The sequence below is a fragment of the Pseudomonas sp. LPB0260 genome, assembly GCF_013388395.1.
This window is the reverse complement of sequence record NZ_CP058247.1, coordinates 419160-443296: the sequence shown is the minus strand read 5'-3', so window position 1 is coordinate 443296 and position 24137 is coordinate 419160. Positions and strand designations below refer to the sequence as shown.

Here is a 24137-nt window from a genome sequence, read left to right as displayed (position 1 = left end):
AGCGACCTGCGCCTGGCCTTCTGGCGGCGCGGCTTGACTTTTCTGCCGTTAGCTGGCTTTTTCCAGCCATTGCGCTGCCGCGCTCAGCCGGCAGCTGGCGTCATGCATGCAAAGTGGCGTGTGTTGCGCCCCCTTCCGGCACGTTTCTGGAGTTGCCCTTTGAATACCCCTACGCAGAACACCCCAGCGCCTGGGGCGCAGCAGTCGCTCAGCATTCCCCAGGCCATGCAGCTGGCTTTCGAGCACCACGGCGCAGGTCGCCTGGCCGAAGCCGAAGGGCTGCTGCGCAAGATCCTGCAAGTGGCACCGCAGCATGCGACCGCCCTGCATCTGTTGGGGGTGATCGCCCAGCAGGCGGGTAACCTGGAGCTGGGCGTGCAGTTGCTGCAGCAGGCGGTGCAGCTGGCCCCCGGGGAAGCGCAGTTTCTCAGCAACCTGGCGGAGATGTGCCGTCGCCTGGGTCGGCTCGAGGAAGCCGTACGCCACGGTGAGCAGGCGATCGCCCTGGCGCCGCAGTCGGCGCTGGCGCAGAGCAACCTGGGCATCGCTTATTACGATCAGGGCGACCTGGCGCGGGCCAAGGCTTGCCAGCAGCGGGCCCTGGCGCTGAATCCGCGGATGCCGGCGGCGCTGAACAACCTGGGCAGCATTCTGCGTGATGAGAAGGACAAGCCCGGAGCGATCGACTGCTACCGCCAGGTGCTGGCGATTGCCCCGGACCATGCCGAGGCAGCGAGCAACCTGGGCAGTGTGCTCTGCGAGAGCGAGCAGCCCGAGGAGGCGCTGAAGGTGCTGCTGCCGCTGGTCAAGGCGCGGCCGAACTACGCCGAGGCGCACAGCAACCTAGCCACCGCCTTCTTGCTGCAGGAACAGCTGGACAAGGCCGAGTTCGGCTTCCGCCGCGCCTTGGCGCTCAAACCCGAGTATCCGGAGGCCTGTATCGGCCTGGCCAAGGTGCTGCAGGAGAAGCGCTGCCTGGCCGAGGCCGAGGCCAGCGCCCTGCGGGGCTTGCAGATCGCCCCGGACAAGGCCGAACTGCACAGCGTACTGGGCGGCATCCTCACCGAATCCGGCTACCCGGAGAAGGCCGAGGCCGCTTATCGGCAGGCCCTGAGCCTCGATCCCAAGCTGATCACCGGCTATCTCGGCCGCGGTCATCTGCGCATGGAGAACGGCGACATGGCGGGCGCGCGGGCCGATTTCGAGCACGCCTTGAGCCTGGATGAGGAAAACCTCGGCGCGCGCCTGGCGCTGGTACAGGTGGACAAGGTCAAGGAGGGCGACGCTAACATGGCGGCGTTGGTGGCCAGCGCGCAGCAGCTCGAATCGCTGCCGGAGATCAAGGCCCTGCCACTGCATTTCGCCCTCGGCAAGTGCTATGAGGATACCCGCGAGTACGACCTGGCGTTCCAGCATTACCAGCAGGGCTGCCAGTTGAAGCGCAAGCGCATCGACTACAGCGCCGACGCGACCGACCGGCTGAACCAGAATATCCGCGGCTTCTTCAGCCAGGAGAACATTGATCGCTTGCGCGGTGCCGGCTGCAGCTCCGAGCTGCCGATCTTCGTGCTGGGCATGCCGCGTTCGGGCACCACCCTGACCGAGACCATCCTGGCCAGCCACTCGGCGGTATACGGCGCCGGCGAGCTGCACGACATCCTGGAGATCGCCAACCATCCCCGCGGGCAGTCGGCGCAGCCCTATCCGGCCAGCCTGGAAGGTATCACCCAGGCCGAGCTGCAGATCATGGGCGAGCGTTACGTGGCCGGCTTGCAGAAGCGCGCGCCCGGCAGCGCACGGATCACCGACAAGATGCCGGCGAACTTCCAGTGCCTGGGGCTGATCCACCTGATGTTGCCCAAGGCCAAGATCATCCACGTCAAGCGCAATCCGGTGGACACCTGCCTGTCCAACTTCACCCGGCTGTTCAACAAGAGCCAGTACCAGAGCTATGACCTTGTCGAGCTCGGCCGCTACTACCGCCACTACGCGGCGCTGATGGAGCATTGGCGCGCGGTGCTGCCGGCCGATGCCTTCTACGAGATCCAGTACGAAGAGCTGGTGGCCGATCAGGAAGGCCAGGCGCGGGCGATGCTGGACTACTGTGGCCTGGAGTGGGAAGAGGCCTGCCTGGACTTCCACAAGACCGAACGCAGCATCCGCACCGCCAGCGTGACCCAGGTGCGCCAGCCGATCTACAAGACTTCGGTGGAGAAGTGGCGCCATTACGAGCAGCACCTGGGGCCGCTGCTCGATGTGCTGGGCGACCTGATCGAGCGCTGACCGGCGTTATTCGCGCGGCACGCTGCCTGGTTCGCCGGGCAGTGTGCCGATAGCCTGCAACAGGCCCGGGGCTACTCGGTAAAACCATCCCCCGCCGCCGCGACAAAGGTCATCTCGACCAGATAGTCGGGGTTTGCCAGTTCCGCCTTTACGCAGGCCCTGCTCGGCGCCGTGCCGTCCTCGAACCAGGCGTCCCACAGCTCGTTCAGCGCCGCGAGATTGGCGAAGTCGGTGAGATAGATGGTTGTCGACAGGATGCGGGATTTGTCGCTGTTGATCTTTGCCAGCGACTGTTCGGCTTGCGCGAAGATCTGCTCGACCTGTCCGCGGATATCGGCCTTGGTGTCGGTGTCCGCTATCTCGACGAAGTGGGCGATGCCATTGAACACGGTGATGTCCGACCAGCGCTTGGTTGGGTTGATGCGGTGGATCTTCATGAATGTTCTCCTCTGATACGGAAATGCCGGCCCGCCTTGAAGCGCGGCAAAGGGCCTGATGGCACTGGCCGGGCAGGGTGCCTTTGCCACGCGCTGGTTTCAAGCCGCGATTAAACGACAAGGCCCGCGCAGGGGCGGGCCTTGTTTTCTACCTGCTTCTACTCAGCTGTCATAGCCCAGGTTCGGTGCCAGCCAGCGCTCGCTGACCGCCAGTTCCTGGCCCTTGCGCGCGGTGTAGCTCTGCACCTGATCCCTGTCCACCTTGCCGACGGCGAAGTATTGCGCCTGGGGGTGGGCGAAGTACCAGCCGCTGACCGCAGCGGCGGGGAACATGGCGTAGTGGTCGGTGAGGAACACGCCGCTGCGGCCCGGCTTGCCTTCCTCGGCAGTCGGGTCGAGCAGGTCGAACAGGGTGCCCTTCTCGGTGTGATCCGGGCAGGCCGGGTAGCCGGGGGCCGGGCGGATGCCGACGTACTGCTCCTTGATCAACGCCTCGTTGTCCAGCTGCTCGTCCGGCTGGTAGCCCCACCAGTGCTTGCGCACCTCGGCGTGCAGCCACTCGGCGCAGGCCTCGGCGAGGCGGTCGGCCAGGGCCTTGACCATGATCGAGTTGTAGTCGTCGCCCTTGTCTTGGTAGGCCTTGGCCACTTCCTCGGCGCCGATGCCGGCGGTGGTGATGAAGCCGCCCACATAGTCACGAACGCCGCTGTCCTTCGGGGCGACGAAATCGGCCAGCGACAGGTTCGGCTTGCCGTCCGGCTTGATGGTCTGCTGGCGCAGGTGGTGCAGGGTGGCCAGGGGCTGGCCATCGTCGCCGTAGACCTCCAGGTCGTCGTCGTTGACCTGGTTGGCCGGCCAGAAGCCAAATATCGCGCGGGCCTTGATCAGCTTCTCGTCGATCAGTTTTTTCAGCATCGCCTGGGCGTCGTCGAACAAGGCGGTGGCAGCCTCGCCGACCACCTCGTCGGTGAGGATGCGCGGGTACTTGCCGGCCAGGTCCCAGGCGATGAAGAAGGGCGTCCAGTCGATGTACTCGGCCAGGGTCGCCAGGTCGATGTCGTCCAGCAGCTTGACCCCGGTGAAGCTCGGCACCGGCGGCTGGTAGCCGGCCCAGTCGAACTTCGGCTTGTTCTCGATGGCCTTGGCGTAGGGCAGGCGCTCGGTGCGGGCGCTGCGATTGGCGGTGCGCTCGCGCACCTCGACGTAGTCGGCGCGGGTCTTCTCGACGAAGCCGGCCTTCAGTTCCTTGGACAGCAACTGGGTGGCCACGCCCACCGCGCGGGAGGCGTCGGTGACGTAGACCACCGCATCGTTCTGGTACTTGGGCTCGATCTTCACCGCGGTGTGGGCTTTGGAGGTGGTGGCGCCACCGATCATCAGGGGCAGGTTGAAGCCCTGGCGCTGCATTTCGCGGGCGACGTGCACCATCTCGTCGAGCGAGGGTGTGATCAGCCCGGACAGGCCGATGATGTCGCACTTCTCCTCCTTGGCCACCTGGAGGATCTTCTCCGCCGGCACCATCACGCCGAGGTCGACGATGTCGTAGCCGTTGCAGCCCAGCACCACGCCGACGATGTTCTTGCCGATGTCGTGCACGTCGCCCTTGACCGTGGCCATGAGGATCTTGCCCTTGGCCTCCGGCTTGTCGCCTTTCTCCGCCTCGATGAAGGGGATCAGATGGGCCACCGCCTGCTTCATCACCCGCGCCGACTTGACCACCTGGGGCAGGAACATTTTGCCCGAGCCGAACAGGTCGCCAACGATGTTCATGCCGCTCATCAGCGGCCCCTCGATCACCTCGATGGGCCGCGCGCACTGCTGGCGGCATTCCTCGGTGTCCTCGACGATGAAGGCGGTGATGCCCTTGACCAGGGCGTGCTCCAGGCGCTGGTTGACCGGCAGCGAACGCCATTCCTCGTTTTCCACTTCCTTGACGCTGCCGTCGCCCTTGTACTGGTCGGCGATGGCCAGCAGCGCCTCGGTGGCGCCGGCGTTGCGGTTGAGCACGACATCCTCCACGGCGTCGCGCAGCTGCTTGGGAATCTCGTCGTAGATCTCCAGCTGGCCGGCGTTGACGATGCCCATGGTCAGGCCGTTCTGGATCGCGTAGTAGAGGAAGACCGAGTGGATCGCCTCGCGCACCGGGTTGTTGCCGCGGAACGAGAACGACACGTTGGACACCCCGCCCGAGCTCAGCGCGTAGGGCAGCTTGTCGCGGATATAGGCGCAGGCGTTGATGAAGTCGACCGCGTAGTTGTTGTGTTCCTCGATGCCGGTGGCCACGGCGAAGATGTTCGGGTCGAAGATGATGTCTTCCGGGGGGAAGCCCACTTCATTGACCAGGATGTCGTAGCTGCGCTGGCAGATCTCTTCCTTGCGCGCCTGGGTGTCGGCCTGGCCGGCTTCGTCGAAGGCCATCACCACCACGGCGGCGCCGTAGCGCTTGCACAGCTTGGCGTGGTGCTTGAACTGCTCGACGCCTTCCTTCATGGAGATCGAGTTGACGATGCCCTTGCCCTGGATGCATTTGAGGCCGGCCTCGATCACCTCCCACTTGGAGGAGTCGATCATGATCGGCACGCGGGAAATGTCCGGCTCGCCGGCGATCAGGTTGAGGAACTTCACCATCGCCGCCTTGGAGTCGAGCATGCCCTCGTCCATGTTGATGTCGATCACCTGGGCGCCGGCTTCCACCTGCTGCAGGGCCACCTCCAGGGCTTCGCTGTAGTTTTCCTCGCGGATCAGCCGGGCGAACTTGGCGCTGCCGGTGATATTGGTGCGCTCGCCGACGTTGACGAACAGCGAGTTGCGATCGATGGTGAAGGGCTCCAGGCCCGACAGGCGGCAGGCCTTGGGGATGTCCGGAAGGGCGCGCGGCGGGTACTTGGCCACGGCCTCGGCGATCGCCTGGATATGCGCCGGTGTGGTGCCGCAGCAGCCACCGATGATGTTGAGGAAGCCCGAGGCGGCGAACTCCTCGACCACCGCGGCCATTTCCGCCGGGCTCTCGTCGTACTCGCCGAAGGCGTTGGGCAGGCCGGCGTTGGGGTGGGCGGAGACATGGGTCTCGGCCTTGGTCGACAGCTCCTCCAGGTAGGGGCGCAGTTCCTTGGCCCCCAGGGCGCAGTTCAGGCCCACGGAGATCGGCTGGGCATGGCGCACCGAGTTCCAGAAGGCCTCGGTGGTCTGCCCGGACAGGGTGCGGCCGGAGGCATCGGTGATGGTGCCGGAAATCATGATCGGCAGTTCGACGCCGTCTTCCTCGAACACCTGCTGTACGGCGAAGATCGCCGCCTTGGCATTGAGGGTATCGAAGATGGTCTCGATCAGGATCAGGTCGGCGCCGCCCTCGATCAGGCCGCGGGTGGCCTCGGTGTAGTTGTCCACCAGCTCGTCGAAGGTGACGTTGCGGTAGCCGGGGTCATTGACGTCCGGGGAGATCGAGCAGGTACGACTGGTCGGGCCGAGCACGCCGGCGACGAAGCGCGGGCGGTGCGGGGTCTCGGTGGTCTTGGCGTCGGCCACCGCTCTGGCCAGGCGTGCGCCTTGTACGTTCAGCTCGTAGACCAGCGCTTCCATGCCGTAATCGGCCTGGGAGATCTGGGTGGCGTTGAAGGTGTTGGTCTCGAGGATGTCGGCGCCGGCGTCCAGGTAGGCCTTCTCGATGGCACTGATGACGTCCGGACGGCTGAGGATCAGCAGGTCGTTGTTGCCTTTGACGTCCTGGGGCCAGTCGGCGAAACGCTCGCCGCGGTAGTCTTCTTCCTCCAGCTTGTAGCTCTGGATCATGGTGCCCATGCCGCCATCGAGGATCAGGATGCGCTCCTTCAGGGCGTTCTGGAGGGCTTGGAGGCGGGCGCTGCGATCGGACGAGGGCATGGACGGTACTACCTGAGCAAAGCGGAAACTGTGGGCGGCGATCATAGCAAAGCTGTGCGCTTTTGGAGCAGGTCGGTCATTTGCATGAATGATGCTCATGTTGGCCTGGCCCCCTGGGTGCAGTCGCGACGCGTAGAATCCGGGGATGGCCACAGAGGGAACAGGGATATGCCGTACCGTGCACTGCTGAGCGCCTGCCTGCTGTTCATCTGCCCGGCCTGGGCGACGGAGCCGGTGTCCTATGGCCGCGATGTGCAGCCGATCTTCAGTCGCTACTGCGTCGCTTGCCACGCGTGCTACGACTCGCCCTGCCAGCTCAACCTGGGCAGCGGCGAAGGCACCGCCCGCGGCGCCCACAAGCTGCCGGTGTACGACGGCGTGCGTACCGAGGCGCAGGCCGCCACCCGGCTGTTTCTCGACGCCCAGGGAGCGCAGGCCTGGCGGCGCAAGGGCTTCTTCTCGGTGGTGGAGGGCCAGGACAGCCAGGCCGCATTGATGGCGCGCCTGCTCGAACTGGGGCACCAGACGCCGCTGCCGGCCAATGCCAGGCTGCCGGAAAGTCTGGAGATCGGCATCAAGCGCAGCAACCGGTGTCCGCTGCCGGATGAGTTTTCGACCTACGCCCGGGAGAACCCGCAAGCCGGCATGCCCTTTGCCGTGACCGGCCTGGCCTCGGACGACTACCGGACCCTGCAACGCTGGCTGGCCGAAGGCGCGGCGATCGACCAGCAGGTGTTGCGGCCGAGCGCCGCCGAAGCCCGGCAGATCGCCGCGTGGGAAGGCTTGCTCAATGCCGACGGCGACCGTGAGGCGCTGGTCGCGCGCTGGCTGTACGAGCATCTGTTCCTCGCCCACCTGCATGTTGCCGGCGGCGAGCCGGGGCACTTCTTTCAGCTGCTGCGCTCCCGGACACCGAGCGGCCAGTCGGTCGATCCGATCGCCACGCGCCGCCCCAACGAGGACCCGGGCACCGCCTTCTATTACCGTCTGGCGCCGGTGCAGGGCGTGATTGTGCACAAGACCCACATCACCTATGGCCTGAGCGCTGCCAAGCTGGCCCGGGTCAAGGCGCTGTTCTTCGCCGATGACTGGCAGGTGGACAGCCTGCCGGGTTATGGCGCCCAGCGCCGCGCCAACCCCTTCGCGACCTTCGCGGCGATTCCGCCGCAGGCGCGTTACCAGTTCATGCTCGATGACGCCGAGTACTTCGTGCGCACCTTTATCCGCGGCCCGGTCTGCCGCGGGCAGATCGCCACCGACGTGATCCGCGACAACTTCTGGACCCTGTTCCAGGACCCGCGCCACGACCTCTATCTGACCGATGCTGCCTACCGTGCCAGGGCCACGCCGCTCTTGGCCATGCCCGGCCAGTTCGACGCCATCGGCGACCTGCTGGGGCTCTGGCTCGATTACCGCGACAAGCGCAATGAATATGAAAGGCTACGCATGCAGGCCTATGCCACGGCGCCGGCACCGGACTGGTCGCACATCTGGAGCGGCAACGACAACGCGCTGCTGTCGATCTTCCGCCAACACGACAGCGCCTCGGTGCGCAAGGGCCTGATCGGCGCGGTTCCGCAGACCCTGTGGTGGATGGACTTCCCGCTGCTGGAGCGCACCTATTACCAGTTGGTGGTGAATTTCGACGTGTATGGCAACGTCTCCCACCAGGCGCAGACCCGCCTGTATTTCGACCTGATCCGCAATGGCGCCGAGCAGAACTTCCTGCGCCTGATGCCGGCCGAATCACGCCTGGGGTTGTTGGACGACTGGTACCAGAAGAGTGGCAAGTTGAAGCTGTGGCTGGACTACCCGGGAATCGACAGTCGCTCGGCCAGTGGGCTGTTGCTGCCGCTTGCGGACCCCAAGGGCGGCTTCGCCGAGTCGCTCCTGCTGCGCTACGCCGACTTGAATGCGCGACCGGACCCGATCAATCGCTGCAACGGCTCGCGCTGCTTCCGCGAGGGAATCGGCAGTGAGCTGCAGGGCGTCGAGCAGGCGCTGAGCCGCCTGGCGAGCAGGCCGGCCGCCGAGCTCAAGGTGATCAACCAGCTCCCTGAGACCACCTTGCTGCGGGTCGAGCAGGCAAACGGGCGGCGCGAGGTCTACAGCCTGCTGCGCAATCGTACGCACAGCAACGTGGCCTTCATGCTCGGCGAGGCGCTGCGCTACCAGCCTGAGCGCGACACCCTGACCCTCTATCCCGGCGTGCTGAGCAGTTATCCCAACTTCATGTTCAGCCTTAGGGCCGCAGAGGTCCCCGCGTTCGTTGCGGCGCTGGAGCGGGCGAGTGATCCCACGGCGTTCGAGCCTGTGGTAGAACGCTGGGGCATCCGCCGCAGCCATCCCGAGTTCTGGCGCTACTTCCACGATCTCGCGGCCTATATCCGCGAGACCGAGCCCATCGAGGCGGCGGTGCTGGATATGAATCGCTACGAAAACCTGTAGCGGGCGCCGCTCGGGTCTATCGCACGACCAGCACCGAGGCGTCGGAGTAGGAGGCGAAATACCCGGCGTTGGAGGCGAACAGGTGTTCTGCCAACCCCGGCACGTGGGAGGCCATGACCACCAGGTCGGCGCCCTGTTCCTTGGCCGCCTTCAACAGGGTCTTGTCCAGGTCTACGGCCGGGTCATGGCTGATATAGGTGGCGGTGCCGACTTTGCTCAGTCCGTACTTCTGCGCCTGAGCCTCGCCGAAGGCCTGCATCTTGGCCGCGAACTCGGTAGGGTTGTGTGCGATGGCACTGGGGGTGTTGCCCGATACGCCGACGTAGCACACGGGCACATCGTAGAGTTTGGCCAGGTCGGCACCGGTATTCAGGGCCTTTTCCAGGCGCTCGACATGGTCTAGGTCGACCGGAATCATGATTTGGCGATACATCAGGGACACTCCTTGCTGATGGCGGGTGGCTTCACCTGCTAAAGCCGCGACTCTCCAGCAAGTATTGCAGATGAATGGCCTGGGCGCGGTCGAGTGCGGATCTTGCCGGTTGGCCCGATGCTTCAGCGGGCACCGGGGCGTTGCCTGGGTAGCCAGCCGCCGACAGCCTGATAGGGGGCCAAATCCCCGGGGGCACTGAGCCAGGCGACTATGGCCTGGCGCTCACCGCGCGGCTCGTGTGGCAGGCGAGTGATCCAGCGGTTCGGTGTTCTGGCGGCGATCTGTTGCAGGCTCAGCACTACGAAATCATGGGTCAGCAGGCTGCCGGCGTTTTCGCCCCGGCTGACTCGGGTGTGCAGGCCGAACCCCAGGCGCGCGACGTGGGCGATGAGCCCCGCCGGCGCAGTTGCGCTGGCGTCGAAGGCCAGCCGCAGGCTGTCGCCGTCCAGCCGTAACGTCAGTGTGCCAACCTCGGCGCCGCTGGGCAGGTCGAGTGGCTCGCCCCGGAACCAGCCGCGCCACTCGCGTCCCGCCAGGATGAAACCCGGGGTGTAGACACTTCGACTGGCGCTGCTGCGTGCATAGCCACGCTGCCGCGCACTGTGAGCCGGATTGGCGAAGGGGTCGGGCCATCCCAGTCGATCCCAGTAATCGACATGGAAGGCCAGGGGAATCAGGCCCTGCCACAGCTGCGGATGCTCGCGCAGCCGGGACAACCAGCGGTCGGCGGGCGGACAGGAACTGCAGCCCTGCGAGGTGAACAGTTCCAGCACCGGTGTGGGCGCCGCGCCGCTGCTGAAACGCAGTAGCTCGGCCCCCAGGGCGATGGGACCCGACAGCAGCAAGGCGAGCGAAAGGACAGGCAGCAGCAGGTTCATGGTGGAGCGCTCACGCGGTGACCTAGTCAGTGGACCCGCGGCGCCGGCGATCGTTACACGGCTGCTTATCCGACAGAAACGCTCAGGCTTTAACCAAGCGCGCTGGTTGGCGTACACTGCGCCCATGTTTGCGAGGAGTTGCCATGAGCACCATCACCATTACTGACGCCGCACACGATTATCTCGCCGATCTGCTGAGCAAGCAGAACACCACCGGCATCGGCATCCGCATCTTCATCACCCAGCCGGGCACCCAATATGCGGAAACCTGCATCGCCTATTGCAAGCCGGGCGAGCAGAAGGCCGAGGATACTGCCCTGGCCCTGGCCAGCTTCACCGCCTGGATCGATGCGGTCAGCGAGCCGTTCCTGGAAGATGCCGTGGTGGACTACGCCACCGACCGCATGGGCGGCCAGCTGACCATCAAGGCGCCGAACGCCAAGGTGCCTATGGTCAATGAAGACAGTCCGATCAACGAGCGTATCAACTACTACCTGCAGACCGAGATCAATCCGGGCCTGGCCAGCCATGGCGGCCAGGTCAGCCTGATCGACGTGGTCGATGACGGCATCGCCGTACTGCAGTTCGGCGGCGGCTGCCAGGGCTGCGGCCAGGCGGACGTGACCCTCAAGGAAGGCATCGAGAGGACCTTGCTCGAGCGCATCCCCGAACTCAAAGGGGTGCGCGACGTGACCGACCACAGCAACAAGGAAAATGCCTACTACTGAGGCAGCAGAGCAAGAAAGGCGACCTACGGGTCGCCTTTTTCGTTTATGGCCCGCACACACCTGGGCTGTGCATCTTGGGGCAAGGTGCTGCTATGCTGGCCGAAAATAACAATATGTTTTCCCAAAAAGAGTCTGCGACCTTGTCGATTTCCTCGCTGCTGGTGTGTGATGACTCCAATATGGCGCGTAAGCAGCTGATCCGAGCCTTGCCCGCGGATTGGCCGGTCGCCGTGGTCCAGGCCGTCAACGGCCGAGAAGGGCTCGAAGCCCTGCGCCGCGGCGGCATAGGCCTGGTGCTGCTCGATCTGACGATGCCGGAGCTGGACGGTTATGAGGTCCTGGCCGCCATCCGCGACGAGGCGCTCGATACCCAGGTCATCGTGGTGTCCGGTGACGTTCAGGACGAGGCGATCAAGCGGGTGGCCGAACTCGGCGCCCTGGCCTTCCTGAAGAAACCCGTCGACCCCGAGCTGTTGCGGCGCACCCTGCTCGATTTCGGCCTGCTCGGCGAGCCTTCGCCCGAGTCGGCTGCCGAGATCGACGCCGATGAGCCCAATGTGCAGTTTCGCGATGCTTTCCGCGAAGTGGTGAACGTGGCGATGGGCCAGGCGGCCGCCTTGTTGGCCAGGCAGCTGGATGTGTTCGTCCGCTTGCCTATCCCCAACGTCAATATCCTCGAAGTCGGCGAACTGCACATGGCCCTGGCCAACGCGCAGCAGAGCGACAAGCTGTCGGCGGTGTGTCAGGGCTATATCGGCAGCGGCATCGCCGGCGAGGCGCTGCTGATCTTCCACGACTCCGAAGTGCGTGACATGGCCAAGCTGATGCGCTGGAAGCCGGTCAATCAGGCTGGCGAGCTGGAGATGCTGCTGGACCTGGCCAGCATCCTGATCGGCGCCTGCTTGAGCGGCATCGCCGCGCAGCTCGATGTGAGCTTCTCCCAGGGCCATCCGGTGGTACTCGGCCAGCATTCGCCCATCGAGGAACTGATTCGCGTCAACCAGCGCCGCTGGAGGAAGACCCTGGCGGTCGAGCTCAGCTACAGCCTGGAAGGGCACGACATTCATTTCGACCTGCTGCTGCTCTTCACCGAGGACTCGGTGGCCCGACTTTCCCTTAAAACCGCCTATCTGATGAGCTGATCATGAGCGCACTGCTGGATCTCAACGAGTTTCACTGGCTGATGGCGACCGTGCAGAGCATCGACGTCGGCGTGATCATGCTCGATCGCGAATACCGGGTCGAGATCTGGAACAGCTTCATGGAGAACCACTCCGGGCGCCCGCCCAGCGAGGTTCATCAGCAGTCCTTCTTCGAGGTCTTCCCCGAAGTGGACGAGGACTGGTTCCGCAACAAGCTGGAGACCGTCGCGCTGCTGGGAACGCCTGCCTTCACCATCTGGGAGCAGCGACCCTACCTGGTGCGCTTCAAGAACTACCAGCCGATCACCGGGCAGGAAGACCACATGTATCAGAACGTCACCCTGATACCGCTGCGGGCCACCAACAGCGAGGTCGCGCACATCTGCGTGATCATCTACGACGTCACCGAGGTGGCGACCAACAAGCGTCAGCTGCAGGCCGCCAACCTGGAACTCAAACGCCTGTCCAGCACCGATCGGCTCACCGGCCTGAACAACCGCGGGCACTGGGAAGAAGCCCTGCGCCTCGAATATGCCCGCCACCAGCGTTACCGGACCATGGCTTCCCTGGTGATGTTCGATATCGATCACTTCAAGAAGGTCAACGACACCTATGGCCATCAGGCCGGCGACAAGGTGATTCAGGGCGTTGCCAACCTGGTGTTGGCGCATGTGCGCACCAACGACATCGCCGGCCGATACGGTGGCGAAGAGTTCGCCGTGCTGCTGCCGGACACCGATGCCAAGGGTGCACAGCTGTTCGCCGAGCGCTTGCGTCTGGCCGTCGAGGCCATGCGGGTGGAGCACGATGGCGTGGTCATCCCGGTGACCATCAGTCTTGGGGTTGCCGACCTTGCTCCGCCCAGCACTGGCCACGAGCAACTTATCGAGTGGGCCGATCACGCCCTCTATGCTTCCAAGAAAGGCGGGCGCAACCGCACCAGCCTTCACCAGGTTCCCGTCTAGGCTCGGTTACACCTGCGGGTCGGTCTCAGGCGCTGAGCCCGACCCGCCTAAACGGCCGTCAGCACACCGTCGTTACCAGTACTGCGGATAGCGACCGCCGCGCGTGGCGTTGTTGTACAGCAGCGCCACTGCGATCAGCAGTAGCCCTCCGAACAGCGTGGGGAACAGCAGGAAGTCCCAGCCCGGCAGGGCGAGAAAGATGATCACCGGATTCGAACCCGCCGGCGGGTGGACGCTGCGAGTCAGCATCATCAGGGCGATGGCGCTGCCTACTGCGAGCGAAAGCGACCACCACTGCGGGCCAAGCAGATGCAGAAACAGCAGACCGGTCAGGCTACTCAACAGGTGCCCGACCAGCACATTGCGTGGCTGCGAGAAGGGCAATTCGGGGTAGCCGAATACCAGCACGCAGGATGCGCCGAAGGATCCCAGCAGTAGACCGAGTGATAGCAACTCGGCGACGTTGGCCACGCAGGCTATGGCCAGAGCGCCGCCGAGCCAAGCCAGCGCTATCTGCCGGGCTGGTGCGCGGGGTGGCAGGGCGCTGGCTTGGCTGCGGAGTGTGTGAAGGTAAGGCGTCATCGGGGGCTCTCGGTGGTGGGGTTGCAGATTGTGCTCGTTGGCATCAGGCGAATCGCTCGGCGTAGGCCTGGGGGCTGACGGATAGATGCTTGTGGAAGGCCCGACGCAGGTTCTCCGGGTGGCCGAAGCCGGTGAGGCGCGCCACCGTGGAGATCGAGGCGTTGGCGTTCTGCAACAGGTGACGGGCGGTCTCCAGGCGGATGCGTTCGACATAGCGACCGGGTCCCATGCCCAGCTCCTCGACGAATACCCGCGACAGGGTGCGCGGTGCCATACAGGCCTGGGCGGCCAGCGCCTCCACCGAAAGGTCATCGGCCAGGTGAGCGGGAATCCAGTCGAGCAGGGCGGCCAGGCGCGGTATGCGACTGGGGTCGGGGGCAAGCAGCGCACTGAACTGGGCCTGGCCGCCGGGTCGGCGCAGGAACATCACCAGCCGGCGGGCCACGGTCAGGGCCATGGCGCGGCCGAGATCGGCCTCCACCAGCGCCAGGGCCAGGTCGATACCGGCGGTTACGCCGGCTGAGGTGAATATGTGCGCATCGCCGCCCGGGTCATCGGCTGAGTAGGTGTGCAGGCAATCCCCCTGCACCTCGACCTGCGGATGAGCCTCGCGCAGCCTGCCCACATCGGCCCAGTGGGTGGTGGCGCGGCGGCCATCGAGCAGTCCGGCGGCCGCCAGGATCAGGGCGCCGGAGCAGACCGAGCCGAGACGGCGTACCCGAGGTTCCGCCGCGCGCAGCCAGCTCAGCAGTTGCGGGTTCTGACACTGCTGCTGTTCGCCGGCGCCGCCGGGAATCAGCAGGGTATCGATGTGGGTCGCGTCGGTCTGCTCCCAGGCCTGTTCGGCGAGTAGCTGGACGCCGGCCGAGGTGGCGATCGCGCCCGCCTGGGGACCGAGTACCAGCAATCTGTAGCTGGGCGGCAACCCCTGGCGTTGGCGTTCGTCGTTGGCGGAGGCGAATACCTGTAGCGGGCCGGTCACGTCGAGGCTCATGACGTCCGGGTAGATCAGGCAGGCGATGGTTTTCGGCGCATCCATGGGGAGGTCTCGGTGAGCAATGGATGCAGTCTGCGCTCAGCGAGGGGATGGCAACAAGGACACTAAGCCCACGGATAATGCCAGTTCGTGGGCTGGCCCGAGCACGAGGTGCCAGCAGTGATCCGTACGCGCGGCGTTGGGCGCCGCGCGGACCGGGGAGCCAGTCGCCGGGCGATTTACTCCGGCATGCTCCAGGGCGCGAGGTTGAAACCCTGCTTACTGAGCTCCTGGCGGGACTGTTCCAGCACCTTGGCCAGCTTGTCCGGGTCGCTGTAGATGCTGCTGGGCAGCTGGGTTCTACCGAGCAGGCGAGTGCTGGTGCGGTCGATGACCGTCAGACTCAGCTCGCCGGTGCCGTCTTGCGGCGACCAGGCAACGCATTGGAAGGGCTTGAAGGCGCGATCGGCGATGAGCAGTGCTTCGTTGAAACGCAGCGGGGCGTCCATGGGGTTCTCCGAGGTGATCCCAAAGTGTGTAGGGACAGCGGCATGAGTGCGCGCTGGCCGGTCATAGCTGTTGATGACCGACCCTGACTAATAAGTCACATGGCCGAAGCGAAAAGTTCAACTGGTTCACGGAAGCTGTCGCTCAACTGTTCGGCAATGTCGGAAATCACCAATATTCTCCCGGCTTCGAGCCCGGAAGATGGCCAATCGCTAGCGTTTGTGCGTGTTTCGGAAGGCTGCCGTTCGTCGGCGTTGCTGTATGAAAAGTGAACGATTTCAACTTCGCTCGCTCAGAGAGTAGCCATTTGAGGACGGCCGACTTAGCGTCGACCTCACCCAATCAGGAGCTCTTTCTCGGATGCACGACATCAGGTGCGGGGGAGCTTTTTACCTTTGAAAGAGGAAATCGAATGATGAGCAGTTCATTCGCCAAGTAGTAGTGCATTTGATGTTTCGCCACAGAAACCGCAAAGCAGCATTGGAGTCATTTCTTCACTGCAAATGTAGAAACTCGCTGAACCAAGTCGATCGATCTGTTTGGTTCACCCAGCAAGAAGTAGAGGTATCCCATGGACCTGAGCACTATCGCCGCGTTCTTTGAGCAGCAAGCAACCATGGAGTTTATGCGCCTAGGGATTGTGTACGCGCACCTGATCGCCTGCTGTGTCGCCATCGGCATGGTACTGACCAGCGACTTCGCCATGATCAAAGAGTTGTTCAAGGGCGGAAACTCCCATCTGCAGGACAGCCAGCATATGGAAAGCCTGCAGAAGTCCGTTTCCATTGCCCTGGCGGTGCTCTGGGTCAGTGGCGTGGCGATCATCTGGCTGGATATCAGTGCCAGTGGCTTGTCCTACCTGCTCAACCCCAAGCTGCAGGCCAAGATCGCCATCGTCATGCTGCTGACCTTCAACGGCATGCTGCTGCACGGCCTGGTATTGCCGGCGCTGCAGAAGGCCGGCTCGCTGCTCAAACTGAAGTTCAGCATGCGCATGTTCGCACTGTTTGCCGGCGCGCTGTCGGGTGTGTCCTGGTTCTACGCGGCGATGCTGGGCATCGGTCGTCCGCTGTCCTGGAAGTACTCGCTGACCGAGATTCTCGCCGCCTATCCGGTGATGATCGTCGGTGGCTTCATCGCGATGGTGCTGCTCACCCAGTGGGCGAAGAAGCGCGAGGAAGCTGGCGCGGCTCAGGCAGCTGGCAGCGAGGTGGTGCGCAACCCGGCGCTGGCGGCGTGGTAATCGCTGATCGCTGAACCACGCAGGTTTGGCCGCTCCCCGCGCTGATTGAAGCGTGCCGGAAGGACGCCCCGGAACACAGGCAACCCTCGAGGGTTGCCATGGGTTCCGGGGCGTTTTGTTTGGCCGCTCAGCCGCCGGAGGCTTTCGGCGCAGTGCAGGCGTTCAGGACCCGCTGCAGGTACTGCGCGACATAGCGCTGAAAGCGCCGATCCTGCCAATAGGCGAGGTGGCTCAGCGGCGTGTGGCGTTTGTACCAGGGCCCGACGGGCATGGCGCGATCTTCGTGGACCACGCTCGCATAGCCCGGTATCGGCCGTAACGGATAGCCGAGAATGTCCGCTGGCGCGTAGAGATTGAGCCAGCGCGCCTGATCGCGCACGGGTTCGCTCAGGCAGTGGCCGGGGAAGCGGATCGGTACCACCGGGTCGTAGGCGAAGGTGAACAGCGGGATGTTGCAGCCGAAGGTGACCAGGCCGGCCAGGGTTTCCAGGCCCAGGAAGGGGTCGTGGGGGCAGGACGCGGTGCGGTTGATGCGCTGCTGGTCCCAGACGAAATTGGAGAAGATGTGCCCGCCCAGGGAGTGGGCAAGCACCACCAGCGGGGTATGGGCATCGACCCGGGCGCGCAGACGGTTGAGACCGTTGCGCAGGCATTGGTGGACCTCCTCGTAGGTGGTGTCATAGGCCTGGCTGACCTGGCGGTAGCCGCTGGCATCACCGAGGAACAGGGTGACGATGCGCCGCAACCAGCGCCAGCGCACTGGCTGCCCGCGCAGTTGGTCGAGGTAGGCCAGCTGGCGTTTGTCCAGCACGCTCGCCCAGTACAGGCTCTGGAAGGCCACCTGGTCGGCGTCGACGCCCAGGCGCTGGCGCAGGCCGGCGATCAGCTCCTGGGCGAAGGCGTGCTGGCCGTCGCCGTCGCGAATGTCGGGTTGGGTGCCGATGCCGTGGATGATGGCGACCGCCAGTTTCATACAGATCCGTCCTTGGTTGCGTGGCGCGTAAAACTAGCCGTCTGCGGCCCTCCCTGGCAATCGCGGCGCGCCTTAGAGCGCCACCATGCGCTCGGCCAGTGTGCCGCCCTCCACCAGTTCGAGGAACTCGTCACCAAGCCGGCGGCTTTCGTCCATGGCCTGGCGCCAGCAGCGTCGGCGACCACCGTCGTCGCCCAGGTAACGGCTGAAATCCTTGCGGTCTGGCAGCTTGCCATGGGGCAGGCGGGCGAGGTAGTCCGCCGATGGAGCGAGCAGCAGCACGTCCTGCAGGCGCCCGCCGTCGCCACGCCGCCAGGACATGCCCTTGTCGAACCAGCCGGGGATGATCCGATCGGTGAAGTGCGGGTAGAGCACGATATCGTTGCCGCTGTACGGCAGGTCGAGGTGGTAGTCGAGCAGGCCGCCGTCGCGGTAGGTGCCGGGGCCGACCCCGGGTATGTCGCGCACGCCTTGCATGATCATGGGGATCGAGCCGGAGGCGAGCAGGGCGTGGCGCAGGTTGTGCGGGCCCAGTGGCAGGCAGCGCGAAGGAAAGTCCCGTAGCGGCGCCAAGGGCGGGGCCTGGCGGTCGTCATGCAGGATGATCCGTTCGAAATGCCGGGCCAGGCGTGGCCTGCCGAGCAGGTTGTTGCCGATGACCGCCGACAGGCCGAGGCCCAGTGCGGCACGGTGATCGTGCTGCAGCAGCCCCTGGCTGCGCACCAGCACGATGTTCAGGCGATAGTGGGGATTGTTCAGCACCTGGGCGTCGCGACCCTCGAGCAGCTGCTCGAGCATCAGCCGGCAGCTGTTCGAGACCTCGGCCATGCTCACGCCTTTGGCGAACTGCTGCTGGGTATACAACTCGCCAAGACGGCGAATGCCGGCGGCGGCATCGTCCAGGCAGGCGCTGGCGAAGCGCCAGGAGCCGATCGAGGCGCCGATCAGCGCGCGCTCGCGCGGGGCGCGGGGCAGCCAGTCACCGAACAGCGCCAGGTCCAGGCCCTGAATGCCCAGGGCCTTGGGGCCACCGGCGGCGCCGGGCAGGATGCCGACGTCCGCCGGTTGCAGGCCATGCTGGCGAATGCGCGCCATGGCCCGGGAACCGGCCTTGATCGTCAGGGCAGGGGACTTGATGTGAATCGCGCTCATGCTCGCCTCCGTCGTCGGGGGCGTGATTATACGGCTAGTAGCGGTCGATCCCCGGGCACTTCACCGGCTGAATGATGGGACCCGGCGTCACAGGGTATCGGCGAAGGTCCGGTCGTCCCGGTCATGGGCGCCGCAAGCGCGTCAATCCGGCGCGGCGGAACCTGGAAGCTGTCGCGCCCCTCGGACACCGGGGCCGGCGGCGCGACGCCTTCCGGCGGGTCTCAGACGCGGAACTGATCCATCAGGCTCTGTTGATGGTTGGCCAGGCGGTTGAGGTTCTGGCTGACCTGGGCGGACTCGTCGGCCTGGCCGGAGATGGCTTCGGTGACGTCGCGTATCGAGGCGACATTGCGGTTGATCTCCTCGGCGACCGAGCTCTGCTCCTCGGCGGCGCTGGCGATCTGCAGGTTCATCTCGGTGATCACGCTGACCGCCTGGCTGATGCGCTGCAGCGCGGCGACCGCCTGTTCGACCTGGGCAACGCTGCCCTGGGCCTGGCGGTGGCTGCTGTGCATGGTGCTGACCACCTCGCGGGTGCCGCTCTGCAGGCCTTCGATCACCTGGCGGATCTCTTCCACCGAGTCCTGGGTGCGCTTGGCCAGGTTGCGCACCTCATCGGCGACCACGGCGAAGCCACGCCCGGCCTCGCCGGCGCGGGCCGCCTCGATGGCGGCGTTGAGTGCCAGCAGGTTGGTCTGTTCGGCGATCGAGCGGATCACCTCCAGCACCGAGCCGATCTGTTCGCTGCTGCTGGCCAGGCCCTCGACCTCCTGCATGGCCACGTTCATCTCGTTGGCCAGCAGCTCGATGGAGGAGGTGGTCTGGCCGATCACCCCGAGCCCTTCGTGGCTGGCCTGGTCGGCCGTGCGCGCCGCCTCGGCGGCCTGGGCGGCGTTATGCGCGACATCCTGGGCGGTGGCGCTCATTTCCTGGAAGGCGGTGGCCACATGGTCGACTTCGCGGAACTGCTGCTGCATGCCGGCGCTGGTCTGGCTGGCGATGGCCGCGGACTGGTCGGCGGTGCTGCGGGCGTCCTGCACGCTGCGTTTGACGTCGGCGATGACCGGCTGCAACTTGTCGAGGAAGCGGTTGAACCAGCCGGCCAGCTCGCCCAGTTCGTCCTGCTTGGCGTATGCCAGGCGGCGGGTCAGGTCGCCTTCGCCGCTGGCAATGTCCTTGAGCATGGCGGCCACTCCGAGGATGGGCCGGGTGACCCCGCGTGCCGTCAGCCACATCAGCAGCAGGCCGGCGAGAACCGCGACCAGGCCGATCAGCAGGCTCAGGCTGCTGTCCGCGGTGCGGCGGCTGTCGAGCTGGTTCTCCAGCTGCCGGGCCGGGCCGAGCAGGACCTGCTCGGGCACTTCCAGCAGCACACTCCAGTTCTTCGCCTCGGGAATCGGCTTGAAGGGTTGCAGCACGCGCATCATCTCGCCGTGTTGCAACTCCGCGGCCTGGCCGTTGCTGATCAGCGGACGCAACTCGCCGGAATGCTCGCCGTAGGCCTTGTCGACTGCGGCGCTGAGCAGCTTGGCGTCGCGGCTGTGGCCGGCGAGCAGGGCCGCCGGGCTGAAGATGCTGATATGGCCTTCGCCGGCGTAGAGCTCCTGATTAGCCTGCAGGCTCAACTGCTGAAGGCTGTCCAGGCTGATGTCCACACCCATGACACCGATCACCTTGCCCTCCAACTCGAGGGGGAAGGCGATGCTGGTCATCAGCACCTGGCGGCCACCGACCTCGTCGTAGTAGGGCTCCAGCACGCAGGCCTTGCGGCTGTCGCGCGGGCAGGTGTACCAGGCGTTGTAGGGATCGCCGCTGGGGCCGACCTTGGTATCGCCGAGCATCTCCTCGCTCATCGACTCGGATTCCAGCGTGCCCGGCGAGGGTTGCGACCAGTAGAGCGAGAAACGCCCCTGCTCGTTGCTGCCCAGCGCGGGCTGGTCGACGAACAGCTCGTCCTTGCCGTCCAGGGCATTGGGTTCGAACACCAGATACAGGCCGAGCAGGTCGGGGTTGGCCTCCAGGCTGCTGCGTACCTGCCGGGTCAGGTCCTCGCGCAGGTCGAAGGCGTCGAGGAAGCGTTTCTTCGCCTGGTCGCGCAGGAACAGGATCTGCCGGGAAAAGCCCGTGCCGTATTGATAGGCGTCCATGAAGTAGCGCTGGATGCGGATCGCCTGCAGTTCGCCGCGGGCCTGCAGGCGCAACTTGGCGCTGTTCTTGAGCATGTCACTGCTGGAGCTGCGCACCAGCTCGGCGGTGCTGGTCGACTGGTAGAGCGAGGCGCCCACCAGCAGGGTGACGATGAGAACCAGGCAGAGTCCCGCCAATAGGGTGATCTTCAGCTGAATGGACAGGCGGCTGGGCGACATGCGGCGCTCCTTATTATTCGTAAAACGGCTTATTCGTTGACCATCGGCGGGCGTCGACTTTTCTTGAACGCTAATCGGCTGGCGCGCTGGATTCGCCGGCAACTTCGGACGCTCGGCCATAGGGTGCGGTGAAATTATGCACGCCTCGATCATTATTTCGCACGGCTATTTTTGACAGCAGTGCTGGGTTGCGGCAGAGTGCGCGGCTTTTTGCGCCAGCCACGCCCCCTGTGGCCATCGCCAGACGTGCGCAAACATCGAGGAGTGCTTCATGAATGCAGTAATCGCAGCGGTCGGCGTCATGCTGATCCTCAGCCTGTGCCGGGTGCATGTGGTGATCGCCCTGATCATCGGTGCATTGCTCGGCGGCCTGCTCGGTGGCCTGGGGGTGGAGGGCACGCTGGATGCCTTCAACCAGGGCCTGGGCGGCGGCGCTACCGTGGCCCTGTCCTATGCCCTGCTCGGCGCCTTCGCCGTGGCCATCGCCAAGTCCGGACTGGCCCATGCCCTGTCCGACAAGGCCCTGGCCATGGTCGGTCGGCAGCAGGACGCGGGCGGGGCCTGGCTCAAGTGGCTGCTGCTGGGCCTGCTGCTGGCCGTGGCCATCGCCTCGCAGAACATCCTGCCGATCCATATCGCCTTCATTCCCCTGCTGGTGCCGCCGCTGCTCTATGTCCTGAGCAGGCTGCAACTGGATCGCCGCTTGATCGCCTGTGTGCTGACCTTCGGCCTGATCACCCCTTACATGTTCCTGCCGGTGGGCTTCGGCGGGATCTTCCTGCATGAGATCCTGCTGGCCAACGTGGCCAAGGCCGGGGTGGATACCAGTGGCATCAGCGTGAGCCAGGCGATGGCGATTCCGGCGCTGGGCATGCTGCTGGGGCTGCTGGTGGCGGTGCTGCTGAGCTACCGCGGCAAGCGCGTCTACGACCTGGCGAAGATCGAGCGGGTCGAGCGCGTGGACGTGAGCTACAACCCCTTGAGCCTGCTGGTGGCCGGTGTGGCCATCGCCGCCGCCTTTGTCGTGCAGTTGTGGTTGGACTCGATGATCATCGGCGCCCTGGTGGGCTTCGTGATCTTCTCGCTGTCCGGGGTGGTGCGCTGGAAGGAGGCCGACGGCCTGTTCACCGAAGGCATGAAGATGATGGCGATGATCGGCTTCATCATGATCGCCGCCGGCGGCTTCGCCGAGGTGATGAAGGCCACCGGCGAGGTGAGCACCCTGGTCGACGGCGCTGCGCAGCTGATCGGCCACGACAAGGCCATCGGCGCGCTGCTGATGCTGCTGGTCGGCCTGCTGGTGACCATGGGCATCGGCTCGTCCTTCTCGACCGTGCCGATCATCGCCGCGATCTTCGTGCCGCTGGGGCTGCAACTGGGTTTCAGCCCGCTGGCCATCGTCAGCATCGTCGGCACCGCCGGGGCCCTGGGCGATGCCGGCTCGCCGGCTTCCGATTCGACCCTCGGGCCGACCGCGGGCCTGAACGTCGATGGCCAGCACAATCACATCTGGGACAGCGTGGTGCCGACCTTCCTGCACTACAACCTGCCGCTGCTGGCGTTCGGCTGGCTGGCGGCGATGGTGCTGTAGCCCCAACGGCGCGGGGAGAGGGCTCATCAGCGGGGTTGCCGGTCATTCGGCAACCCCGCCTGCGTTTCAGCCCAGGCTGATGCCGCTGAGCATGGCCAGCAGCGGCTGCGGGTAGATGCCAATGGCGAACGCCAGCAGCGCCACGAACAGCAGCATGATTCCGCCGGCGCGCTGGCCCCAGTTGAAGGGCGCGTCGTGGCGGTGCAGGTTGGGTTCGTTGAGGAACAGGGTGACCATCACCCGCAGGTAGTAGAACACAGCGATGGCGCTGCCCAGCACCAGGGCGCCGAGCAGCCACCACAGCTGCGCCTGCACGCCGGCGGCGATGATGTAGAACTTGCCGATGAAGCCGGCCGTGAGCGGAATGCCGGCCAGCGACAGCATCATCACCGTGAGCACCGCGGTGAGGTAGGGTCGGCGCCAGAACAACCCGCGGTACTCGTACAGGGCGTCGGCATCACGGCCGTTGTAGGGGGTCGACATCAGGGTGATCACGCCGAAGGCGCCCAGGGAGGTCAGCACGTAGGTGGCCAGGTAGACGCCGATGGCCTCCACCGCCAGGCCCTTGCTGGCCACCAGGGCCACCAGAAGGTAGCCGAAATGGGCAATCGAGGAATAGCCCAGCAGGCGTTTGAGGTTGCTCTGCAGCAGCGCCAGCAGGTTGCCGACCAGGATCGAGGCGATGGCGATCAGCGTCAGCAGGTCATTCAGCCAGCCGCCGGCGGTGGCCGGGGATATCTGGTACAGGCGCAGCAGCACGGCGAATACCGCGACCTTGCTGGCGGTCGCGAGAAACGCCGCCACCGGCGCCGGCGCGCCCTCGTAGACGTCCGGCGTCCACAGGTGGAAGGGCACCAGCGACAGCTTGAAGGCCAGGCCGACCAGCATCATGCCGATGCCGATCTGCACCAGCTGGCTGCCGCCGGCGGCGAGGCTGGCGCCGATCTGGGCGAAACCGAGGCTGCCGGAGTCGGCATAGAGCAGGGCCATGCCGAACAGCAGGAAGGCGCTGCCGGCCGCCGACAGCACCATGTACTTGATGCCGGCCTCCAGCGAACGCTTGTCGAAGAAGGCATAGGCGACCAGGCCGTAGATCGGCACCGAGAGCAGCTCCAGGCCGATGAACAGCCCCGCCAGGTGCTGTGCACCGGCCAGCACCAGGCCGCCGGCGGCCGACAGCAGCATCAGCAGGTACATCTCCTCGCGATTGCCGGGATAGCCCTGGCGGCTGGTTTGTCCGGCGCCCAGGGTGGCCTCGCCCAGGTAGGCGTGGGTCAGGGTCACGCAAGCCAGGGTGGCCGCCAGTATCAGGGCCATGTAGTAGCAGGCGAAGCGGTCCACCAGTAGCAGCGGCGTCACCTGCAGCGGGGCGACCTCCAGCGCCGGGATGATCGCCAGCAGGGCCAGGTTCAGGCCGACTACCGAGAGGACGAAGGTCAGGCTGTGGTTGCGCTTCCAGGCGATCGCCAGCATCACCACGATGAGCGTGGCGCTGGTCACCAGCAGTGGCAGCAGGGCGATGAGGTGTTGCAGGGTAAAGGGCATGTCGCTGCT

At 65.3% G+C, this 24137-nt stretch carries 17 protein-coding genes and 2 pseudogenes; 7 read left to right on the top strand and 12 right to left on the bottom strand.

Annotated elements, in window-relative coordinates:
- Positions 1–159: 159 nt before the first annotated feature.
- A complete protein-coding gene (locus LPB260_RS01875) occupies positions 160–2283 on the top strand; it encodes a tetratricopeptide repeat-containing sulfotransferase family protein (protein ID WP_218281498.1) in 2124 nt (707 codons plus the stop codon).
- Positions 2284–2354: 71 nt separating this feature from the next.
- On the opposite strand, the gene LPB260_RS01870 is transcribed toward LPB260_RS01875, so the two are convergent.
- Together LPB260_RS01870 and metH are read right to left on the bottom strand one after the other, a co-directional pair.
- Complete coding sequence (locus LPB260_RS01870; protein ID WP_208706953.1) at positions 2355–2720, bottom strand: RidA family protein; 366 nt, start codon at positions 2718–2720, stop codon at positions 2355–2357.
- A 162-nt stretch (positions 2721–2882) separates the two neighbouring features.
- A complete protein-coding gene (gene metH / locus LPB260_RS01865; RefSeq protein ID WP_371926103.1) occupies positions 2883–6644 on the bottom strand; it encodes a methionine synthase in 3762 nt (1253 codons plus the stop codon).
- Between the two features lie 123 nt (positions 6645–6767).
- On the opposite strand from metH, the gene LPB260_RS01860 reads away from it, so the two are divergent.
- Positions 6768–9047, top strand: a complete 2280-nt coding sequence (locus LPB260_RS01860; protein WP_208706951.1) for a fatty acid cis/trans isomerase — start codon at positions 6768–6770, stop codon at positions 9045–9047.
- A gap of 16 nt (positions 9048–9063) precedes the next feature.
- Here LPB260_RS01860 and LPB260_RS01855 read toward each other — a convergent pair whose 3' ends face one another.
- Both LPB260_RS01855 and LPB260_RS01850 read right to left on the bottom strand, forming a co-directional pair.
- Positions 9064–9480 (bottom strand): universal stress protein, encoded by a 417-nt coding sequence (locus LPB260_RS01855; protein WP_208706950.1) that lies wholly within the window; start codon positions 9478–9480, stop codon positions 9064–9066.
- 122 nt (positions 9481–9602) lie between these two features.
- The gene (locus tag LPB260_RS01850; RefSeq protein ID WP_208706949.1) at positions 9603–10358 is read right to left on the bottom strand and encodes a thioredoxin family protein; all 756 of its coding nucleotides are present in this window, start codon (positions 10356–10358) and stop codon (positions 9603–9605) included.
- A gap of 143 nt (positions 10359–10501) precedes the next feature.
- Here LPB260_RS01850 and nfuA point away from each other — a divergent pair, with 143 nt between their 5' ends.
- The 3 genes from nfuA (at position 10502) to LPB260_RS01835 (ending at position 13193) form a co-directional block, all read left to right on the top strand.
- Positions 10502–11086 carry a Fe-S biogenesis protein NfuA gene (nfuA, locus tag LPB260_RS01845; RefSeq protein ID WP_208706948.1) on the top strand — a complete coding sequence of 195 codons (585 nt, stop codon included), beginning with the start codon at positions 10502–10504 and terminating at the stop codon, positions 11084–11086.
- Positions 11087–11226: 140 nt separating this feature from the next.
- On the top strand, positions 11227–12228 hold the full coding sequence (locus LPB260_RS01840; RefSeq protein ID WP_208706947.1) for a response regulator: 1002 nt from the start codon (positions 11227–11229) through the stop codon (positions 12226–12228).
- A gap of 2 nt (positions 12229–12230) precedes the next feature.
- The gene (locus LPB260_RS01835) at positions 12231–13193 is read left to right on the top strand and encodes a sensor domain-containing diguanylate cyclase (RefSeq protein ID WP_208706946.1); all 963 of its coding nucleotides are present in this window, start codon (positions 12231–12233) and stop codon (positions 13191–13193) included.
- 72 nt (positions 13194–13265) lie between these two features.
- Here the strand turns inward: LPB260_RS01835 and LPB260_RS01830 are convergent, their stop codons facing one another.
- The 3 genes from LPB260_RS01830 to LPB260_RS01820 form a co-directional block, all read right to left on the bottom strand.
- On the bottom strand, positions 13266–13775 hold the full coding sequence (locus LPB260_RS01830; protein WP_208706945.1) for an HPP family protein: 510 nt from the start codon (positions 13773–13775) through the stop codon (positions 13266–13268).
- A gap of 43 nt (positions 13776–13818) precedes the next feature.
- Positions 13819–14814 (bottom strand): GlxA family transcriptional regulator, encoded by a 996-nt coding sequence (locus tag LPB260_RS01825; protein ID WP_208706944.1) that lies wholly within the window; start codon positions 14812–14814, stop codon positions 13819–13821.
- 176 nt (positions 14815–14990) lie between these two features.
- Positions 14991–15260: a hypothetical protein gene (locus LPB260_RS01820; RefSeq protein WP_208706943.1), complete on the bottom strand. Its 270-nt coding sequence runs from the start codon at positions 15258–15260 to the stop codon at positions 14991–14993.
- A 569-nt stretch (positions 15261–15829) separates the two neighbouring features.
- Here LPB260_RS01820 and LPB260_RS01815 point away from each other — a divergent pair.
- Positions 15830–16501, top strand: coding sequence for a hypothetical protein (locus tag LPB260_RS01815; RefSeq protein WP_208706942.1), 672 nt, complete (start codon positions 15830–15832; stop codon positions 16499–16501).
- Positions 16502–16628: 127 nt separating this feature from the next.
- Here the strand turns inward: LPB260_RS01815 and LPB260_RS01810 are convergent, their stop codons facing one another.
- From LPB260_RS01810 to LPB260_RS29250, 4 genes and pseudogenes are all read right to left on the bottom strand, one after another.
- On the bottom strand, positions 16629–17474 hold the full coding sequence (locus tag LPB260_RS01810) for a hypothetical protein (protein WP_208706941.1): 846 nt from the start codon (positions 17472–17474) through the stop codon (positions 16629–16631).
- Positions 17475–17546: 72 nt separating this feature from the next.
- On the bottom strand, positions 17547–18626 hold the full coding sequence (locus LPB260_RS01805) for a patatin-like phospholipase family protein (RefSeq protein ID WP_208706940.1): 1080 nt from the start codon (positions 18624–18626) through the stop codon (positions 17547–17549).
- 221 nt (positions 18627–18847) lie between these two features.
- Positions 18848–19360: pseudogene (locus LPB260_RS29255) on the bottom strand (methyl-accepting chemotaxis protein); the annotation flags it as partial.
- 345 nt (positions 19361–19705) lie between these two features.
- Positions 19706–20773, bottom strand: a pseudogene (locus tag LPB260_RS29250) (HAMP domain-containing protein); the annotation flags it as partial.
- 490 nt (positions 20774–21263) lie between these two features.
- On the opposite strand from LPB260_RS29250, the gene LPB260_RS01795 reads away from it, so the two are divergent.
- A complete protein-coding gene (locus tag LPB260_RS01795) occupies positions 21264–22583 on the top strand; it encodes a Na+/H+ antiporter family protein (protein ID WP_208706938.1) in 1320 nt (439 codons plus the stop codon).
- A 66-nt stretch (positions 22584–22649) separates the two neighbouring features.
- Here the strand turns inward: LPB260_RS01795 and nuoN are convergent, their stop codons facing one another.
- A complete protein-coding gene (gene nuoN, locus LPB260_RS01790) occupies positions 22650–24128 on the bottom strand; it encodes an NADH-quinone oxidoreductase subunit NuoN (RefSeq protein ID WP_208706937.1) in 1479 nt (492 codons plus the stop codon).
- Positions 24129–24137 lie beyond the last annotated feature (9 nt).

Coding starts and splice junctions, on each gene's coding strand:
- LPB260_RS01850 (WP_208706949.1), bottom strand. CDS start 10,358: ATGAACCTGCTGCTGCCTGTCCTTTCGCTCGCCTTGCTGCTGTCGGGT.
- LPB260_RS01835 (WP_208706946.1), top strand. CDS start 12,231: ATGAGCGCACTGCTGGATCTCAACGAGTTTCACTGGCTGATGGCGACC.
- LPB260_RS01825 (WP_208706944.1), bottom strand. CDS start 14,814: ATGGATGCGCCGAAAACCATCGCCTGCCTGATCTACCCGGACGTCATG.
- LPB260_RS01805 (WP_208706940.1), bottom strand. CDS start 18,626: ATGAGCGCGATTCACATCAAGTCCCCTGCCCTGACGATCAAGGCCGGT.
- LPB260_RS01795 (WP_208706938.1), top strand. CDS start 21,264: ATGAATGCAGTAATCGCAGCGGTCGGCGTCATGCTGATCCTCAGCCTG.
- metH (WP_371926103.1), bottom strand. CDS start 6,644: ATGATCGCCGCCCACAGTTTCCGCTTTGCTCAGGTAGTACCGTCCATG.
- nfuA (WP_208706948.1), top strand. CDS start 10,502: ATGAGCACCATCACCATTACTGACGCCGCACACGATTATCTCGCCGAT.
- LPB260_RS01815 (WP_208706942.1), top strand. CDS start 15,830: ATGGACCTGAGCACTATCGCCGCGTTCTTTGAGCAGCAAGCAACCATG.
- LPB260_RS01830 (WP_208706945.1), bottom strand. CDS start 13,775: ATGACGCCTTACCTTCACACACTCCGCAGCCAAGCCAGCGCCCTGCCA.
- LPB260_RS01820 (WP_208706943.1), bottom strand. CDS start 15,260: ATGGACGCCCCGCTGCGTTTCAACGAAGCACTGCTCATCGCCGATCGC.
- LPB260_RS01870 (WP_208706953.1), bottom strand. CDS start 2,720: ATGAAGATCCACCGCATCAACCCAACCAAGCGCTGGTCGGACATCACC.
- LPB260_RS01855 (WP_208706950.1), bottom strand. CDS start 9,480: ATGTATCGCCAAATCATGATTCCGGTCGACCTAGACCATGTCGAGCGC.
- LPB260_RS01860 (WP_208706951.1), top strand. CDS start 6,768: ATGCCGTACCGTGCACTGCTGAGCGCCTGCCTGCTGTTCATCTGCCCG.
- nuoN (WP_208706937.1), bottom strand. CDS start 24,128: ATGCCCTTTACCCTGCAACACCTCATCGCCCTGCTGCCACTGCTGGTG.
- LPB260_RS01810 (WP_208706941.1), bottom strand. CDS start 17,474: ATGAAACTGGCGGTCGCCATCATCCACGGCATCGGCACCCAACCCGAC.